This window comes from Sphingobium sp. (assembly GCF_035511395.1).
Taxonomy (GTDB): domain Bacteria; phylum Pseudomonadota; class Alphaproteobacteria; order Sphingomonadales; family Sphingomonadaceae; genus Sphingobium.
This window is the reverse complement of record NZ_DATKFP010000149.1, coordinates 1-3,738: the sequence shown is the minus strand read 5'-3', so window position 1 is coordinate 3,738 and position 3,738 is coordinate 1. Positions and strand designations below refer to the sequence as shown.

Annotated in this window: 2 protein-coding genes and 2 pseudogenes; all 4 read left to right on the top strand. The window is 63.8% G+C overall.

Features of this window, described 5'->3' with window-relative positions:
• Positions 1–307 (top strand): annotated as a pseudogene (locus tag VMR39_RS09810) (hypothetical protein); the annotation flags it as partial.
• Entirely contained in the window at positions 304–1,863 is a 1,560-nt protein-coding gene (locus VMR39_RS09805; protein ID WP_037513045.1) for an FAD-binding oxidoreductase, read from the top strand. The pseudogene VMR39_RS09810 and the gene VMR39_RS09805, both read left to right, overlap by 4 nt.
• 34 nt (positions 1,864–1,897) lie before the next feature.
• Complete coding sequence (locus VMR39_RS09800; protein WP_037513046.1) at positions 1,898–3,343, top strand: aldehyde dehydrogenase family protein; 1,446 nt, start codon at positions 1,898–1,900, stop codon at positions 3,341–3,343.
• Between the two features lie 23 nt (positions 3,344–3,366).
• Positions 3,367–3,738 (top strand): annotated as a pseudogene (locus tag VMR39_RS09795) (UbiD family decarboxylase); the annotation flags it as partial.

Genomic DNA, 3,738 nt, shown 5'->3' with positions numbered 1-3,738 from the left:
GACTTCGGATCCCGCAGCCATGATCGCCGGACAGGTCCTGGTTGAGCGCGGCGCCCGCCCGGCGTTGCTGTGGCGGCACCATTACACGGGCGGACGCTGGCAGCATCGGACCGAGGGCGCGGCGCAACTGCTCCAAGGCGCCGCGGCGGCATGGCCGGTGGCCGTCGCGCACCTGGTTCGCGACGCGCTCGGTGCCCCAACCGAAGCTCGCTTGAACACCTGTCAGTCGGGTTCGTGCGATATCGCGGCCGGCAGCCCCGGACTGCTGGCCTCCTGGGTTTATGAAATCGGGGGAGACCTGTCTTGAGCCGCATTGTTCCCCAGGGTGTCGACGCATCCACTTTCAACAAGGCGCTCGACGAGCTTGCCGCGGTTGTCGGCAAGCAATGGGTATTCCTCGACGAGCTTCCGCTTTCGGCTTACCGGGACGCCTATTCTCCGCTGGCCGATGGCGAAATGCTGCCGTCCGCCGCTGTTGCGCCCGACGGTGTCGAGCAAATCCAGAAGATCCTGGCAGTCGTCAACGCCTACAAGATCCCTGTCTGGACCATCGGGACCGGCCGCAATTTTGCCTATGGTGGCCCGGCTCCGCGCAAATCCGGTTATGTCATGCTCGACTTGCGGCGGATGAACCGCGTGATCGAGGTCAACGAGAAATACGGCTACGCGCTGGTCGAGCCCGGCGTATCCTACATGCAGTTGTACCGCCATCTGCGCCAGATCCGCAGCAAGCTGTGGATCGATCCTGCCGCACCAGCCTGGGGCGGCGTGATGGGCAATGCGCTGGAGCATGGCGCCGGCTATACCCCCTATGGCGACCATTTTGTCATGCAGTGCGGCATGGAAGTGGTGCTGGCCGATGGTGAAGTCGTTCGAACAGGACAGGGCGCGCTTGCCGGATCGAAGCATTGGCAGGTCACCAAGCACGTGGCCGGCCCGCATTTCGACGGCATGTTCACCCAATCCAATTTCGGCGTGGTGACCAAGATGGGCATTTGGCTGATGCCGGAACCGCCGGGCTACAAGCCCTTCATGATCACCTACCAGAAGGAGGAGGATCTCGAGGCGATCTTCGAGGTCACCCGGGCGCTCAAGGTCAACCAGATCATCCCGAATGCGGCGGTTGCGGTCGATCTGCTGTGGGAGGCCTCGGCCAAGACCACGCGGCGCCACTATTACGATGGCAAGGGCCCGCTGCCGCCGTCGATCCGTGCCAAGATCGCCGCGGACCACGATCTGGGAATGTGGAACTATTACGGCGCGCTGTACGGCCCGCCGCCGGTGATCGAGAACAACTGGAAGGTGGTGGAGGATGCCTTGATGAGCATTCCCGGCGCCAAGGTCCATTTCGATCGCAAGAACGATCCGGCCTGGGACTATCGCGTACGGCTGATGCGCGGCGAGCCGAACATGACCGAATTCAGCATCATGAACTGGATCGGCGGCGGCGGGCACATCAACTTTTCGCCGATCTCGGCGCCCAGTGGTTCCGAAGCACTTGCCCAATACAAGCTGATCAAGCAGCGCTGCAACGATCACGGCTTCGACTACATCGGCGAATTCCTGGTCGGCTGGCGCGACATGCATCACATCCTGATGATCATGTACGACCGCGCCGACGAGACGATGCGCAAGAGCGCCTACGACCTGTTCGGCCTGCTGGTCGACGAGGCTGCGGAGGCGGGGTTCGGCGAATACCGCACGCACCTCGCCTTCATGGATCAGATCGCCAGGACCTACAAACACAACGACGGCGCACTCTGGGATCTCCACCACCGCCTCAAGGATGTTCTCGATCCCAACGGCATTCTCTCTCCTGGCAAGCAGGGCATCTGGCCCAAGGCGATGCGCACAACCGCGTGACCGCGCCGGAATCTGATTGAAGGATACTAGCAAGATGAAGAACCTCGATCACTGGATTGGCGGCGTGGCGGTAGCGCCTGGAAGCGGCACCTATTTCGACGACCTCAATCCGGTCAACGACAGCGTTTACGCCAGGGTTGCGGCGGGCACGGCCGCCGACGTCGATCGTGCTGTGGAGACCGCCGACAGGGCATTTCGCCAGCACCGCGATCTGCCCGCCGCGGTGCGCGAAGGCTGGATGGTCAAGGCCGCTGAAATCATGGAGCGCGACGCCGCGCTGTTCAGCGAGGTATTGATCGACGAAATCGGTTCGCCCGCCGCCAAGGCCGGGTTCGAGACGCGGTTCGCGGTGAGCTTCCTGCGCGCTGCGGCCGGAGTGCCGCGGCGGGTCCGCGGCGAGACAATTCCCTCCGACACGCCGGGCCGCTTCAGCATGAGCCTGCGCCAGCCGGTGGGGGTAGTCGCCGGGATTACCCCGTTCAACGTGCCGCTGATCAAGGGCATCAAGCAATCTGCGATGGCGCTGGCGACCGGCAACGCCTTCGTTCTGCTGCCGTCCGAAGCCGCCCCCAAGGTCGCCGATCTGCTCGCCGCCCTGTGGCGCGACGCCGGCGTGCCCGATGGGCTGTTCAACATCGTCTACGGCAACGGCGCGGAAATCGGCGATGCCCTGACCGGTCATCCCAAGGTTGCCTCGATAACCTTCACCGGGTCGTCGCGAGTCGGCAAGCACATCGCCGGGATCGCCGGCCGGAACCTCAAGAAGTACACACTCGAACTCGGCGGCAAGAGCCCGTTGATCGTGTGCGCCGATGCCGATCTCGAAAAGGCCGTCGGTGCCGCGCTGTTCAGCATCTTCATGTATCAGGGCCAGGTTTGCATGGGGGCATCGCGGATCTACGTTGAACGTCCGATCTTCGACGCCTTTGCCAAGGCCTTCGCCGCCGCGACGGCCAAGGCCAAGGGCGGCAACCTGCGCGAGCCCACCACCATGCTCGGACCGATCATTTCGGAACGCCAACGCGATCGAGTCCGCCGGCATATCGACGATGCCCGCACCAAGGGCGCGGTAATTCTTGCAGGGGCCGAATGGAATGGCAACCTTTGCTCGGCCACGGTGCTGAGCGGCGTGACGCCAGAGATGACGGTCTTTGCCGAAGAAACCTTCGGTCCGGTCACTTCGCTCTATCCATTCGACGCGCTCGAGGAAGCGATCGACCTGGCGAACGACACCGAATACGGCCTGAGCGCGTCGATCTTCACCCGCGATATCGACAAGGCCCTGCGCTTTGCCCAGCAAGCCGAGGCGGGGATGGTCCATATCAACGCTCCGACCCTCCACGACGAACCGCACGTCCCGTTTGGCGGCACCAAGGCTTCAGGGTTCGGGCGTGAAGGCACCGAGGCCGATCTGGAAATCATGACCGAGTGGAAATGGGTGACCGTCCAGACGGCCACCGCCGGCCAAGGCGGCCATTGAGCTGGTCTGACTGAAGGGAACTGATGATGCAGGATCTGGCCAAGCAATCGCGGTCCATCACCTCGCTGCGGGACTTCCTCGAACTGCTGGGCGATGCCGGACAGGCGATCACCTGGAGCGAGCGGGTGATGCCCGAGCCCGACGTGCGCAACATCGCGGTCGCCGCATCGCGCGACGCCAACGGCGCGCCAGCGATCGTGTTCGACAACATTGCCGGATACCCCGGAAAGCGCACCGCGGTCGGCGTGCACGGTTCGTGGGACAATATCGCGCTGTTGCTCGGCCGCCCCAAGGGAACGACAATCCGCGAACTGTTCTTCGAGATCGCCGGGCGCTGGGGCGATGCGGCGGCGCAGATCAGCACCGTTCCCGAAGCCCGGGCGCCGGTTCATGAA